Below are 12,664 nucleotides of genomic sequence, written 5' to 3'. Positions count from 1 at the left end.
GCGACGCGCTCAATGCGGGGAGGGAATGCTACCCACCAGAAGTTTCGAAGGGCCGTATTTCTGCCCGACGGGTTCCCTGGAGGGGCGAAATTGTCAGGAGTTCCCCGTCGTGCGTACGCACGACTATGGATATTTGCCAACCTGGCCAGGTGTCCAGAGAATCCCCAAGGCAGTGTCGGCAACTAGTCCGTATGGGTATGCACCACAGAGGATTTTTGCCAACGTCACTGCGAGAATGGGGAGCGCCCATCTCTGCATGCACCAACTCGGAACTCTCTAGTTACAACCCTGTTTACCAGCCGAAATGCCGTCCTTGTCTGCAAGGACACGGTTCTCCGTGCAAGCTGCATGACAGCATCCTGTCCGTGCATCGTCAGAAGCTTGCAAGGGCCTTGTGGGATGCTCGGGCTCCGCAAGCGGTAACAAAAGGAGGTTCCCATGAAGTACGTGCTCTCTCACGCAACAGCGCTTTGGGTTCTGGCAACCTTGGCAGATGCGGGTGGAAGAACGTCAATACCCCCAGCATCTGAACTGGCAACCCTAGATGAAGCATCATGCTCGATTGGGACAGATGGCCGTGATGTTGAGGGATTACGAGCTCGGCTGTTAGAACTTCTCGGCATGCGTGAGCTTCCAAGGCGCATTGATGTGCTCGTCGACTCCAGCTCGAAGAGGCTCAGGTCCTGTCATCTTGCACCGCATTGCTGGAGCGGCAAAGTGTCTTCAGGTTCGTTGGTCTCTCTCGGCGACGGCCTTTGGGCCTCGAGCCCGGAGTTCTGCTTTCTTCAGTTGGCCGGCGAGCTTCCCCTGGTAGACCTCATTCTCTTGGGTTATTGTCTCTGCGGGAAGTACTTTCCCTCCTGCACCGAGAAGGGGTTTGTTGCTACTGGTGGCATAACAACAATCGAGAGGATGCAGGCATTTCTCGACGCTCAAGAGCCTGGGGCCTATGGCTTGCGCAAGGCACAAAAGGCCCTTCGTTGGGTACTCGATAACTCTTGGTCGCCAATGGAGTCGAGAAGCGCGTTGGTGATGATACTCTCGCGCTCCCTTGGCGGTTATGGTTTGGAGATGCCTGTGCTCAACCAAGTTGTCTGGCTTAGCGAAGGGGCTGCAGCAATTGCGAGCTGTCCCTACTACGTAATCGACATCTACTGGGAAAAGGCCCACTGGGCCATGGAGTATGACGGGTCCGAGTTCCACAAGCGCCTGATGCGCGATATACAGCGTGACCTCGCACTCATGCACGATGGCATCACACTGCAGCATGCGACCGCTACCCAGATTCGAGACGAGAGGCAACTGAGTGAGATGGTCCGGCAGCTGAGCAAGCGTTTGGGCAAGCGACTGCGCCGACCCCCAAAGGGGACGGCCGCGAAGAGGCACCGCCTCATGAAGGGTCTATTCCCTGAGGTCGCATTCCTGCCGGACGGAAAGGTCGTCTTCGAGAAGCCCATGTGGGCGCTGCCGGGGGAGTGCTTGGCGTGCGAGCGAGAGGAGCGCAGGGGCTGGTGGCTCGCTGCATAGCGCCATGGGCCTGGATTTCGGAGCGGGGCTGCCGACGTCCCGTTCGACGGAGAGGCGCACTTGTGCGTACGCACGAATGTAGGTATCTGCCACAAGCGGTCTTTCCGGGGTGCTCTTTGGCAAGAATTCTGCGTCGTGCGTACGCACGACCCTCGATTTTCGCCAAGCGCCTCCCGGTCAACTGGGCAAACGCGAGAGGCCTGGCAAATATGCGCACTTGTGCGTACGCACAATCCCTCGTTGCTGCCAGTCGGGCCCGTCTGAAAGGTAAGATTGGCGAGAAAGTTCCGTCGTGCGTACGCACAACGCCCACAACCCTCCGCTTACTGCCCGAGGCTCCCGCGTGTCCCGTGGGGTACCATAAGCACGGTGCGCAGCCTGCGCCCATCGTTCGTTCAACCGGAGGCAGCCGTGGATCCCGTCATCGTGATTCCCTCGTACTGGGCCGAGAGCAAGTCTCACGGCCGGCTGGGGGAGCGCGGCTCGTACGACTACTCCACGCCCACCAGCAAGCCACTGCCAGAGCTCGAGATGTGCCTCTCGTCGCTCGAACAGGTGCGCGGCGTTTCTCGCGTCATCGTCCTTCTCGTCGCGGCTCCGTCCTGCGTAGCCTCCGCCCGGGCTCGCGTGAACTCCATCTGCCGCAGCCACATGGACCTTAACCCCATCGTTATTGGCGACGAGGGGGCGGCGGCCATTCAGGAGCAGTGCGCGAGCATGTACGCCAAGCTGCGGGGAGACCCCATCGCACTCCGCGGCTACGGTGCCATTCGCAACATGGGACTGGCCGTGGCTTCGGCCTTTGGGCACGATGCCGTGGTCTTCATGGATGACGATGAGGTGGCCCTCAGCGAGGACTACCTCATCGACGCCGTCTACGGACTTGACTCCCTTACCCGTCAAGACCTGCCCATTCTTGCCAAAAGCGGCTACTACGTAGACGTGCGGAGCTCCCCCTACGCGCAAGTGCAGACAGAGTGGTGCGAGCGCCTCTGGTCCAAGCACGTTGGGTTCAACGAGATGATGAGGCGCTACCTCACCTCGCCCACGCGCATTCTCCGCTCAAGCTACCTCTGCGGTGGGTGCTGCTCCATCCATGCGTCAGCCTTTACGCGGGTGCCCTTCGACCCCTACATCACGCGCGGAGAGGATCTTGACTACCTTCTCGACCTGCGTGCCAATGGCATTGACGTGTGGTTTGACAACGCTTGGCACGTGCGCATGCAGCCGCCGGAGGAGGCGGCCTCGACGCCGTCGATCTTCATCCAGGACGTCTACCGCTGGTTCTACGAGTACCGCAAGCTCGAGGCCATGAACGCCCGGCGAGACCTGCGCACGATAACGCCGGAGTCGCTCATGCCCTATCCTGGCCCGTGGCTCACCCCGCAGGTGCGCTCGCGCGTGACGGCCACGGCCATTCGTCGTGCCCTGGTGGGACGCGACCGTTCGGACTACCTCCGCATCCTGCGCACCGGCTGCGGCGAGGCGGACAGGTACGCGCGGGAGGCCTCCACGCGCTACCTCTCGTTTGCCACCATCTGGCCGAGCATCGCCTCGTCTATCTGGGACAGCCACTACCTCCAGCGTGAGCTCCTGAGCACAGGGGCGCCCGCGAAAGGAAGCCCACATGAGTGATGGCTCGTCTTCGTTCTCGCCTAGCTCGGTGAATACGATTCTCAGCGCGGTGACTGCCGTTTTGCTCCTTCTCGTTGCATGGGGAGTCGCGGTGGGCAACGTTATCGCATCCATGCTTGCGGGCGCGGGGCTTGCCGTTGTCATCGTTGCCTTTGGCACCATCAACCTCGTGCCCGACACTATGCGTGCCGAGGCAACAGAGAGGACCCTCGCCGTCGCCTCAGAGACGCTGCGCAGCTGCAACCACGGCCTCACGTCCGACAACGCCGCCCACATCTGTCGCCTGCTCCTGCCCGAAACGGCCGCTGTGGGCATAGCCGTCACCAACACCAAGAAGGTCCTTGCCTACGAAGGCGAGCATGGCGTGGGGAAGCCGGTTGGAAGCGATAACACCGTGCCTACGCTTGAGGTTCTTGAGAGCAAGCGCATGGAGACCTTCGTATCGATGGATGACGGGGGCCAGACCACAGGCTACTTCAGCCTCATGCAGAACCGCTCGGGGCACGCCTTTGGCATCATCGTGCCGCTGCTCGTGCAGGATGAACCCATGGGGGCCATCAAGCTTTACTACCGCAGTGGTACGGACATCGATCGAACGCAGCTGGCTATTGCCAAGGGCTTTGGCGAGCTGCTCTCGACCCAGCTATCCTCGTACGAGCTTGACCGCCAGGCGGAGCTTCTCGCCCGCGCCGAGGTCAAGGCGCTGCAGGCGCAAATCAACCCGCACTTCCTCTTCAACACGCTCAACACCATCGCGTCGCTCACCCGCACCGACCCCATCAAGGCGCGCGACCTACTTCGCGAGTTCTCCATCTTCTATCGCCGTACGCTTGAGGGCACAGACCAGCTCATCCCGCTCTCGCGCGAGCTTGAGCAGACGCGGCGCTACCTCAAGATCGAGAAAGCGCGCTTTGGCGAGGGCCGCATCGTGGAGGAGGAGTTCGTGGAACCCGGCTGCGAGAGCCTCCCTGTGCCCTCCTTCCTGGTGCAGCCTATCGTCGAGAACTCGGTGCGCCACGCCATGCGCGAGGAGGGCGCCCTCCGCATCGACATCCATGTTGCCGTGGACGGCAATGACGTGCTGGTGGCGGTCGCAGATGACGGCTTGGGCATGGACCAAGAGACGGCGGACAAGCTCCTTGCGGCGGCCTCTGGGCCGTCGGGTGCCGAGAAGGGCACCGGTATTGCCCTCAAGAACGTTGCCGAGCGCGTCGAGCGCTTCTATGGGGCAGATGCGGGCGTGGAGATTATCTCCAAGCCAGGGGAAGGTACCTGCGTAACGTTGCGTTTGGGCGAGGCTGCCTTGACGTTGCGTCAGGGGGCTAAAGGGTAGCATACTAACGATAAACGGTAGGCTATAGGCTTCTCTGCGTGTCTGCGGCGGGACGTGTGTCGCAGTCGGAAGGTAGGTTGTTGTAATGCTGCGTGCGATGATTGTCGATGACGAGGCACCCGCCCGTTCCGAACTGCGCTACCTCCTCGAGGAGACCGGGCGCGTCGATGCCATCACCGAGGCATCAAGCGCGCGCGAGGCGGTCGAGAGGCTCATGGAGGCGCGGGCCGATGTGATCTTTCTTGATGTCTCCATGCCCAAGACCAACGGCATGCAGCTTGCAGAGGCCCTCCACAAGCTCAAGAACCCGCCGGCGGTTGTCTTCGTGACCGCCTACAGCGAGTACGCACTGGAGGCCTTTGACGTGGACGCAATCGACTATCTCATGAAGCCGGTCGAGACGGACCGTCTCAACCAGGCCCTGGACAAGGTGCAGTCCCGCGTCAAGCCGCAGCCCCAATCGCACTCCTCCGTGGAGCGCATTCCCGTGGTGAAGAGCGGTCGCAAGGTGCTCGTCCCCATCGACCAGATTCGCTACATCGAGGCCAAGGACGACTACTCCTGCATCTACACGGACGATGACCGCTACCTCTCGACCATCTCTCTGGCCAAACTCGAGCAGAAGCTCGCGCCACACGGCTTCTTCCGCGTGCACCGCGGCTATATCGTGAACCTTGAATACGTCGAGGACGTCGAGGTTGTCTCCAGCGGCATTCTCCAGCTGGGCGTCAATGGCATCGAGGGCAAGAAGATCTCGGTCTCGCGCAGACGCGTGGTCGCCCTCAAGCGTGCCCTTGGGCTCTAGGTGCTGGTAGGGCAGGGCGTGGCAAGGATGCGTTACGACATCGTCTCGGACACGCACGGGTATCTCTCGCCGCGTCTCCTGGACGAGCTTCAAGGGGCAGATGTTATCGTTCACGCGGGAGATATCTGCTCGGCGTCAGACTACCGCACGCTGCAAGAGATGGCCACGGTGCAGCTGTGCCTGGGCAATAACGACTGGTCCTACGACTTTGGCCCCGAGGTCAAGCGCCTCAAGGTCTTCTTCTCGAGTGGCCTGCGCTGGGAGGTTTGCCACTATCGCGAGAGGCTTGACCTCAAGATCTGCGACATCGCTATCTGCGGGCACACCCACCGCCCGTTTGTCGAGAAGGACCGGGCAACGGGCGTGCTTGTGATGAACCCGGGGAGCCCCACGCACCCTCGTGCCGGCGGCCCCAGCATGGGACGCGTTATCTGCGAGGGAGGCAAGGTCGTCTCGGCGCGGATCATTCCGCTTGATGAGGCACAAGAATGACTCGGTAGAGGTCCGCTGCAGGTGGGGGGCGACGGCATAGGCACGAGAAGGGCGGTACGAATGAGAAGGAAGTTGTGCTACCTCATGGGCGCAGTGCTCGCGCTCGGCATCTTCATGCCCGGAGGGACGATGCGCGCCATCGTCGATGAGGGCGCGGGGACGTAGCCCGTTGCCATCCAGGGTGACTCCCCGGTGGAAGGCGAGGGCGCCGAGGGGCTCGCCGCCCAGGAGGGCATCCCCGACGAGGACGCGCCGCAGGCCGTCATAGGGGAGGGCACCCCAGAGTCCACGGTCGCCACGCTCCTGCGCGCACCGGGTGCGTCGGGCTTCCATGCGACCATCACCTTGAACAAGGACTCCTGCTCCGCCGGCTCCACGGCGATCTTCGCGGTCAAGTACACCATCGATCGGGGGTCCTTTCAGGAGGGCGGCACCATTACCGTGAGCATCCCGACGGAGGTCGCCAGCAAGGTGAGGCTCTCCGTCGACCCCCCTGCACTTCAGCTCCGTCGCAGACAAGGGCGACGGGACGTGGGAGCTCACGTTCGGCCCTAATGCCCTGGTAGCGCTCGCCGGGTCGTTCAGCATGCACATCACGACAGCAGACGTCACCGAGCAGACCACCGCGCCCGTCCCCGTCGGAGGAGACTCGAGGGACCTCACCGTCATCCCCAGAGGCGGTGCCGGCGGGGTGGGAGCTACACCGACGCCATCATGAAGGACGCCAGCGACGGCAAGGTCAGCTATGGTGACTACGACTACTCGGAGGGAATGGGCGACAACGCCGCTCAGATAGGGGTGTATGACTCGACCAACGACGAGACCATCGGCTACCGCCTGTTCGTGAACAACAAGCGCGCCACGATGGGCAGCGTCACCGTCATCGACACGCTGCCCGACGGCATGGGCTTCGACCGTACCCGCGACGTCCGCGTCACGACCCCCTCGGGGGAGGTGCTCGACCCCTCCCTGTACTCCGTGAGCATCAGCGGCCAGCAACTCACCTTCAGCTACCCGGGGACGCTGACCGACACCGTCTGGGTCTACTACTGGGCCAGCGCCAGGGGAGGCACCGGCGTCAAGTACACCAACCGAGCCGAGATCAACTACCGGTCCGGCGGCACGACCTACCAGGGGCACCGCAACTACGTGCTCCAGGGCAACGACTACAACGCGGCGTGCGGCGAGAAGGGCGTCGACAAGACCGTCGTCTCGTCCGACCCCGCCGACCAGCGGGTCACCCACACCAGGACGTCCCCGAGGGCTACGCGGTGGAGGACAGCGTGGGAGCCAACACCACCAAGACCCCGAAGATGCCGACCGTGCAGCTGGGCGCGACCAAGACCGTCGACGGGCAAGCGCCGGGCTCCGGCCAGGCGTTCGCGTTCCAGCTCTGCGACGGGCAGGGCGAGGTCCTGCAGGAGAAGCAGAACGATGGCGGGACCGTACCCTTTGACGAGCTCGTCTACTCCGAGGACGGTCTCGCTGCTGACGGCAGCGACTCGACCATGCGCTACGCCGCCAGGGAGAAGGCGGGAGACAGTTCCTCTTACGCCTACGACGATACGGTCTACGACGTGGCCGTCACCCTGCACAGGGAGACGGCCCCCCACGGCAGGACGACCGTCACCGCGACGCCCGCCATCACCAAGGCGGGACCCCGGTCGCCTCGATGGCGTTCGACAACAAGTCGAGCACCACGTCGGTCCCTGTCACCAAGAGGTGGGTCGGCCCCGAGGGCGGCCCCGTCACCGTCCGCCTGCTGGCCGACGGGGTGGACACCGGCAAGACGCTGACGCTCTCGGCCGAGGGCGGCTGGGCGGGCTCCTTCGACGGCCTCGCCAAGCACGTCGGCGGCCGCGAGACCGCCTACGCCGTCTCCGAGGACCCGGTCGAGGGGTGCACCCCCGAGGTCTCCGGCGACGCCGCATCCGGCTTCACCGTGACCAACACCGAGAGGCCCAAGCCCGATGAGCCTGACACCCCAGACGAGCCGACCTCCCCGGACAAGGGCCGTGGCCGCATACCGCAGGCCGGCGACGAGGGCACGCCGCCCGTCGCCCTGCTGGCCCTCGCACGCCGTTGGGCGCCCGAGGCGGAGGGAGAAGACGTTGCCATGAAGAGTGGGCGCCGGATGAGGTCGTCCCGGTCGGCGGCCATGCCGCGCTCGTCCATAAGAAGGTCGGCTTGCTGTTCGAAGGTGAGGAAGGGCTTGGTGTATTCCATAGACAAGACGACCTTTAGATAGGCGAAAACCCGCCAGTGTGCATCGTAGAGAGGCCAGGCGGGCTTACTAAGGGCATCATACCATGGGAGATGGAGGACGATACGGGTTCCGTCTACGAACCCACGGAGGGGGTCATTGTGGCCCCGAGCGCAATGCCGCCGTTGCTCCAATCTCGGCAGCGGGCCTGCGCGCAGGCAAGGTCGTGACAATCGCCACCGGGCGCAGTTCGAGCCTGGTGCGCCCCTATCGCGTGCAGCTGGAGGGGGTGTCCTACGCCATTCTCACGAGCGGCGCGCAGATCGTCGACCTTCTTCACGGGCGCACGCTGGCCGAGCGCACCTTTGATTCCGATATCGTCCCGCGGCTCCTCAAGACGCATGAGGGCAAGGACGTGATGCTCGAGGTCCTTGCGGGTATGGAGGCCTACCAGCCCGTCGGAAGCCTCGAGCGCCTGCCGCACTATGGGCTCGAGGGGTTCTACGACACGTTCAAGAGCGCCTGTCACTTTGTGCCAGACGTCGAGGAGTGGCTCCTCTCGCATCCTGGTGTCGTGTCCAAGTACATCATGCATCCCGCCGTTGGTACGTATGTGACCGACGTTTTGCAACGCATCGAGGAGCAGGGCATTCCCGTGGAGCCGACCTTCTCCACGGCGAACTCGCTGGAGCTTTCTCCCAAGGACGTGAGCAAAGGCGCCGCACTGGTGGAGCTGTGCCAGCTGCTTGGGATTCCGGTCGAGAAGGGCGTTGCCATCGGAGACTCCGGGAACGACCTCGACATGCTGCGCGATGCTGGCCTGGGCATTGTCATGGGCAACGCGTCGTCCGATGTGCTGGCGGCTGCGGACGTCGTTGTTGCCGACAACGACCATGGCGGCTGTGCCGAGGCCATCTACACCTATCTGCTGTGAGACAAGGGACAAGGGAAGGGGACAGTCCCCTTGTCTCATGGCGGCTTTTGCCGGTTGTGCGTACGCATAACCCCCATCCGCTGCCAGGGCCTTCTCGCCCACCTGGGCAAATGCCAGGGCAATGTCAAAGGAGCCCGGTTGTGCGTACGCATGACCGGGCTTATCTGCCAGACATCCCTCTTGGAAAGGCAAAACTGTCAAAGGCCTCGCGTTGTGCGTACGCACGACCGGGCCTATCTGCCAGCGAGCATCTTTTGGGCCGTGCTACCTCGCCTACGCCCCCCTCGGATGCGCCCTGCGATTTCGGCAGGCCCCATGCTAGACGCCCCAGGCGCGCTCCAGGTGTGCCGTGACCACGATGGGCGAGCCCGAGCACGAGAGGTGCCCGTCGGTCACGGCCACCGCAGACCCGTCGATAAGGTTCGTGTAGGCGCCGTCGGGCAGCTCCACCTCGACGGATGCCGAGCGGGACCTCAGCGAGAACACCCCCACCTTGCGCTCGCCCCCGTGCTCGCGGCGCAGGACGGCGATGTCGTTCTCGTCGTCTGCCGCCACAAAGAAGGCGTCGTCGGCGTCTAGCGTGTCGTGCTTGATCTGGGCCATGCGGCGCATGAGCCCCGAGAGGTCCGTGCCCGTATCCCAGGAGATGGTGTCGCGGTCGAAGAGGCTGGGAAGATGATCGCATGCGGCCTCTTGGCCGGCGTAGACGAGCGTCGTGCCCTTCTTGAAGTAGAGCATGGCGGTGTAGTTGCGCAAATCAGATTCGCCCGTCACGTGCGAGGCTATGCGCGGCACGTCATGGTTCTCGAGAAAGCGCAGCTTGTCGTAGTTCTGGGGATAGAGGTTCTCCTGGAAGTCGAGAAGGTCGAGGTAGCACGAGAGGGGCGTCTCGCCCTTGAGGTAGCGCTCGAATGCCTCCTGAACGTCGTACTCGTACTCCATGTCGAAGGCCTCGAACGCCTCGGAGTCGCGCGCGCACATCATGCCGGCAGCGCGGCAGGCCGCGCCAAACGAGCGGTGGACCGTCTCGGCAAGCCACATGCAGCCCGGGTGGACCTCCTCGACAGCCGTACGCGCGCGCTTCCAGAATTCGACGGGCACGAAGGAGGCGACGTCGCAGCGGAAGCCATCGACGATGCGGGCCCACTGGCACAGGGTCTCTATCTGGTAGTCCCAGAGCGCCGAGACGCTGTAGTCAAGGTCGATGACATCGGACCAGTCTCCCACGTGGTTCCCGGGCCGGCCGTCGGGCCTGCGGAAGAAGAACTCCGGGTGCTCGTCGTAAAGGACGGAGTCAGGGGAGGTGTGGTTGTACACCACGTCGATCATGCACTTCATGCCCTCGGCGTGGATGGCATCCACCAGCGCGCGGAAGTCACCCATGGTGCCATGCTCGGGATTCACCGTGCGGTAGTCGCGGTTTGCGTAGGGGCTTCCCAGCGTGCCCTTGCGATTCTTCTCGCCAATGGGGTGGATGGGCATGAGCCACACGACGTCGGTGCCCAGCGCGTGGATGCGGGGCAGGTCAGGGATCACGGCGCGAAACGTGCCCTCGGGGGTGTGGTTGCGCACAAAGATGGAGTAGATGACAAGGTTTCTAAGAGAGGTGCTGGTGTCTTGTGCCATGAGGGTCCCTTCTCGGCGATGCCGGGCATTGCGTCTGATGCCCATGGTGGACCATCGCGCCGCGGGACGCAATGCTTGTTTAAACAAGATGGCCGCAAGTGGACGGGCGAACGGCGCTACTTCACGACTACGGCACCCTCTGGTAGCGTCAGCGATGCATCATCGGTCGCAATGAGAACGTTGTTTCCGCGGTCCCCGGGCTTGTCGGGCCACTCGGGTACGTAGGCCACGCGTGCGAACTGCGCCGAGAAGGCCCGCTCGACTTCCGCAAGGATGCGTGACTTGCGTCCCTCGGTGGAGCAGCGCAGGTTGGCAAGGTACACCCCGCCCGGGGTGAGCTTCTCGTGGATAAGGCGTGCGCCCCCATCGGTTCCCAGCTGGCCGAGCGGACGGTTGCCCGAGAAGGCGTCGTTCACGATGATGTCGTAGGGCTTCTCAGCGCGGCGCAGGTAGGCCCACCCGTCGTCATCCACAAGGGAAATGCGGTTCGCGCCGTACTGCTCGATGAGGTCGTCGAGAAAGAAGCGCTCGCGTGCAATTGCGGTGACACGCGGATCGACCTCGACGGCGTCAACGTGGAGCTTGGGCCTGTGCGCCACGAGCCACTTGGGCAGGGAGTAACCGCCGCCGCCGATGACCAAGGCACGCGTGGCGTTGGGCAGGTCGTAGCTCACCTCGGCCATGGTGCGGTGGTAGACGCAGGCAAGCTCAAAGCGCAGCTCGTCGGGAAGGTAGCAGACGCTCTGGAAGGTGCCGTTGACGTTGAGCAGGCGCACCGGCGTGCCGTCGTCGTCTGCCGCCTCAAAGATGAGCGCGGGGCCAAACTTGGTCCGGCGCATCTCGACGCCACGGCGCCTGAGCAGCCATGGCAGTGCCAAAACGATGGCAAACAGGACCCACGAAACGATCATTAGGACTAGCAGCCAAGTTGGCACAAGCGCTCCTAACAGGGGAAACCGGAAGTGTTGTGATGGCGGGGCAGGCGACTTGAGAGGTCCCGGGCAAACTCCCAGTTTATATTGTGAGCAGTAAACATCCTCGGCTATACTAGCGAATGCGGCAGTGCGCGACGTGTGCCTGCTCCATTCATCCACATCTAGGAGGACCTGACCATGTTTCTTGGACTTGGCATTCCCGAGCTGCTCATCATCGTTGTCGTTGTGCTGATCATCTTTGGGCCCAAGAACCTTCCCAAGCTCGGCTCCGCCCTCGGCAAGACCGTCAAGAACGTGCGCGAGGGAATGGAAGAGGGCGACGAGGGCGATAAGGACTCCAAGAAGGCTGAGGAGCCCAAGGTGGCCGAGGCCGAGGATGTCGTTGCTGACGAGGATGACGCCAACATCGAGGACGCTGCCGCCGAGAAGGCCGGGGCTAGCGATAAGGATGTTCAGTTCTGCCCCAAATGCGGTGCCGAGAACCCTGCCGACGCTGCCTTCTGTAAGAAGTGCGGCGCCAGGCTGGGCGAGTAGCCCAAGCGCCCAGCGCACGTACCTCCCACGCACTACGAGGAAAGCAGAATCATGGATAACAGCAAGGAAATCACTCTTACCGCCGAGGGCCGCCAGAAGCTCGTTGACGAGCTGGCGTACCGTGAGGGCGAGCTTCGCGACGAGATCGTCGAGCGCCTGAAGGAGGCCCGCTCCTTCGGCGACCTCTCGGAGAACTCCGAGTATGATGCTGCCAAGGAGGAGCAGTCCCAGAACGAGTCCAAGATCGCCGAGATTCGCCAGACCCTCTCGGTGGCAAGGGTCGTCGAGGGTACCCAGCACGGTGGCATTAGGGTCTCCATTGGCACTGTCGTCGAACTCGAGGATGGGCGTGGCAAGAAGACCAAGTTCACCATCGTGGGCACCACCGAGACCAACTCGCTCGAGCACAAGATCTCGAACGAGTCTCCCGCCGGCCAGGCCCTCATCGGCTGCGGCAAGGGTGACCAGGTCGAGTTCATCACGCCTGCTGGCAAGACCAAGGGCTACACGGTTGTGGGCATTGCTCGATAGAGCAAACGCCTCATGCGCTGCGACTTGGGCCCCTCTTCGGAGGGACCTTTTTTCGGCTCTTCGAAACTTCTAGTGGGTAGCACCCCGACGTCCTGTTGAGCCCGCCGGC

13 protein-coding genes are annotated in these 12,664 nt (G+C 63.2%); 11 read left to right on the top strand and 2 right to left on the bottom strand.

The annotated features are described in order from the left end of the window. Positions 1–438: 438 nt before the first annotated feature. The 9 genes from ACO59D_RS12095 to ACO59D_RS12055 all read left to right on the top strand — a co-directional run bounded on the left by ACO59D_RS12095 (position 439) and on the right by ACO59D_RS12055 (position 8,929). Positions 439–1,527 (top strand): hypothetical protein, encoded by a 1,089-nt coding sequence (locus ACO59D_RS12095; RefSeq protein WP_485127199.1) that lies wholly within the window; start codon positions 439–441, stop codon positions 1,525–1,527. A gap of 411 nt (positions 1,528–1,938) precedes the next feature. After that, positions 1,939–3,162 (top strand): glycosyltransferase family protein, encoded by a 1,224-nt coding sequence (locus ACO59D_RS12090; RefSeq protein WP_130810405.1) that lies wholly within the window; start codon positions 1,939–1,941, stop codon positions 3,160–3,162. Beyond that, positions 3,155–4,495 carry a sensor histidine kinase gene (locus ACO59D_RS12085; protein ID WP_485127198.1) on the top strand — a complete coding sequence of 447 codons (1,341 nt, stop codon included), beginning with the start codon at positions 3,155–3,157 and terminating at the stop codon, positions 4,493–4,495. Before ACO59D_RS12090 ends, ACO59D_RS12085 begins: the two co-directional genes overlap by 8 nt. A gap of 85 nt (positions 4,496–4,580) precedes the next feature. Further along, on the top strand, positions 4,581–5,300 hold the full coding sequence (locus ACO59D_RS12080) for a LytR/AlgR family response regulator transcription factor (protein WP_207302591.1): 720 nt from the start codon (positions 4,581–4,583) through the stop codon (positions 5,298–5,300). Between the two features lie 27 nt (positions 5,301–5,327). Then, positions 5,328–5,792: a metallophosphoesterase family protein gene (locus ACO59D_RS12075; protein ID WP_130811620.1), complete on the top strand. Its 465-nt coding sequence runs from the start codon at positions 5,328–5,330 to the stop codon at positions 5,790–5,792. A gap of 192 nt (positions 5,793–5,984) precedes the next feature. Next, entirely contained in the window at positions 5,985–6,347 is a 363-nt protein-coding gene (locus ACO59D_RS12070; protein WP_485127197.1) for a hypothetical protein, read from the top strand. Positions 6,348–7,075: 728 nt separating this feature from the next. Further along, positions 7,076–7,588 carry a hypothetical protein gene (locus ACO59D_RS12065; RefSeq protein ID WP_485127196.1) on the top strand — a complete coding sequence of 171 codons (513 nt, stop codon included), beginning with the start codon at positions 7,076–7,078 and terminating at the stop codon, positions 7,586–7,588. Beyond that, positions 7,552–8,040, top strand: coding sequence for a Cna B-type domain-containing protein (locus tag ACO59D_RS12060; RefSeq protein ID WP_485127200.1), 489 nt, complete (start codon positions 7,552–7,554; stop codon positions 8,038–8,040). The genes ACO59D_RS12065 and ACO59D_RS12060 overlap by 37 nt, the downstream gene beginning before the upstream one ends. 61 nt (positions 8,041–8,101) lie before the next feature. Continuing rightward, positions 8,102–8,929, top strand: coding sequence for an HAD-IIB family hydrolase (locus ACO59D_RS12055; RefSeq protein ID WP_485127195.1), 828 nt, complete (start codon positions 8,102–8,104; stop codon positions 8,927–8,929). 318 nt (positions 8,930–9,247) lie between these two features. Here the strand turns inward: ACO59D_RS12055 and ACO59D_RS12050 are convergent, their stop codons facing one another. Together ACO59D_RS12050 and ACO59D_RS12045 are read right to left on the bottom strand one after the other, a co-directional pair. After that, entirely contained in the window at positions 9,248–10,555 is a 1,308-nt protein-coding gene (locus ACO59D_RS12050; RefSeq protein ID WP_485127194.1) for an alpha-amylase family glycosyl hydrolase, read from the bottom strand. A 116-nt stretch (positions 10,556–10,671) separates the two neighbouring features. After that, complete coding sequence (locus ACO59D_RS12045) at positions 10,672–11,466, bottom strand: spermidine synthase (protein WP_485127193.1); 795 nt, start codon at positions 11,464–11,466, stop codon at positions 10,672–10,674. Between the two features lie 201 nt (positions 11,467–11,667). Here ACO59D_RS12045 and tatA point away from each other — a divergent pair, with 201 nt between their 5' ends. Together tatA and greA are read left to right on the top strand one after the other, a co-directional pair. Further along, complete coding sequence (gene tatA, locus ACO59D_RS12040; protein WP_485127192.1) at positions 11,668–12,024, top strand: twin-arginine translocase TatA/TatE family subunit; 357 nt, start codon at positions 11,668–11,670, stop codon at positions 12,022–12,024. 51 nt (positions 12,025–12,075) lie between these two features. Next, a complete protein-coding gene (gene greA / locus ACO59D_RS12035) occupies positions 12,076–12,555 on the top strand; it encodes a transcription elongation factor GreA (RefSeq protein WP_485127191.1) in 480 nt (159 codons plus the stop codon). Positions 12,556–12,664: the final 109 nt, after the last annotated feature.

It is taken from the genome of Tractidigestivibacter sp., assembly GCF_057241865.1.
This window is presented reverse-complemented; position numbering and strand designations above follow the sequence as displayed.

Excerpts from the sequence above, each read along its gene's own strand:
- ACO59D_RS12095 (WP_485127199.1), top strand. The coding sequence starts at position 439 with ATGAAGTACGTGCTCTCTCACGCAACAGCGCTTTGGGTTCTGGCAACC.
- ACO59D_RS12080 (WP_207302591.1), top strand. The coding sequence starts at position 4,581 with ATGCTGCGTGCGATGATTGTCGATGACGAGGCACCCGCCCGTTCCGAA.
- ACO59D_RS12050 (WP_485127194.1), bottom strand. The coding sequence starts at position 10,555 with ATGGCACAAGACACCAGCACCTCTCTTAGAAACCTTGTCATCTACTCC.
- ACO59D_RS12055 (WP_485127195.1), top strand. The coding sequence starts at position 8,102 with ATGGGAGATGGAGGACGATACGGGTTCCGTCTACGAACCCACGGAGGG.
- ACO59D_RS12085 (WP_485127198.1), top strand. The coding sequence starts at position 3,155 with ATGAGTGATGGCTCGTCTTCGTTCTCGCCTAGCTCGGTGAATACGATT.
- ACO59D_RS12045 (WP_485127193.1), bottom strand. The coding sequence starts at position 11,466 with ATGATCGTTTCGTGGGTCCTGTTTGCCATCGTTTTGGCACTGCCATGG.
- tatA (WP_485127192.1), top strand. The coding sequence starts at position 11,668 with ATGTTTCTTGGACTTGGCATTCCCGAGCTGCTCATCATCGTTGTCGTT.
- ACO59D_RS12075 (WP_130811620.1), top strand. The coding sequence starts at position 5,328 with ATGCGTTACGACATCGTCTCGGACACGCACGGGTATCTCTCGCCGCGT.
- greA (WP_485127191.1), top strand. The coding sequence starts at position 12,076 with ATGGATAACAGCAAGGAAATCACTCTTACCGCCGAGGGCCGCCAGAAG.